The sequence below is a fragment of the Parendozoicomonas verongulae genome (assembly GCF_009711465.1).
GTDB classification, from domain to species: Bacteria; Pseudomonadota; Gammaproteobacteria; order Pseudomonadales; family Endozoicomonadaceae; genus Sansalvadorimonas; species Sansalvadorimonas verongulae.
The window spans coordinates 1-521 of sequence record NZ_SMME01000595.1 but is presented as its reverse complement, the minus strand read 5'-3'; the positions used below and the strand labels follow the sequence as shown (position 1 = coordinate 521).

Sequence of the window (521 nt, the reverse complement as noted above, 5' to 3'; positions counted from 1 at the left end):
TACAACATCTGGCCGTTGAAACCGATGCCATAACATGGATTAGGAACTCATCTAACATCTGTCGCATTTCCAGTAACAATGAAGCTTCTGACACCTTATGCACTCCGCTACCTTCTTCACCTTCCCTTCTGGACACTCTATTTCCAGAGGTGTCGGACTTGAATCAGGATGCCGCTCTATTTTCAGAGTTATCGGATTTGTTGCAGGATGATGTATTTCAGAGTGTATTTTGCACCAGTGCAAGGGAGTGTGCATTCGATACAGATGGCATTATTGCTGAAGTGGGTCAAATTCAGCCTGACAACGATCAGTTGCCCACGAACATCTCCGGGATGAACTTACTAAAATTGGGTGTAAAAAAATATCCCGTAAGGGGCTGTGAGCCGAACGGGGGCAAACACAAACGCATCCACACAGGGGGCAGGCCTTTTGCCTGTGACTTTGACGGGTGCAATAAGGCTTTCACTGCATCCGGTAATCTCAGCGTCCATAAACGTGTCCACACAGGGGACAGGCCCTTT

The 521-nt window shown here is 47.6% G+C and carries 1 protein-coding gene; it reads right to left on the bottom strand.

What is annotated here, in order from left to right:
* Nucleotides 1–341 precede the first annotated feature (341 nt).
* Nucleotides 342–521: hypothetical protein (locus tag E1189_RS24835; protein ID WP_230459997.1), on the bottom strand; the 180-nt coding region annotated here is incomplete at its 5' end.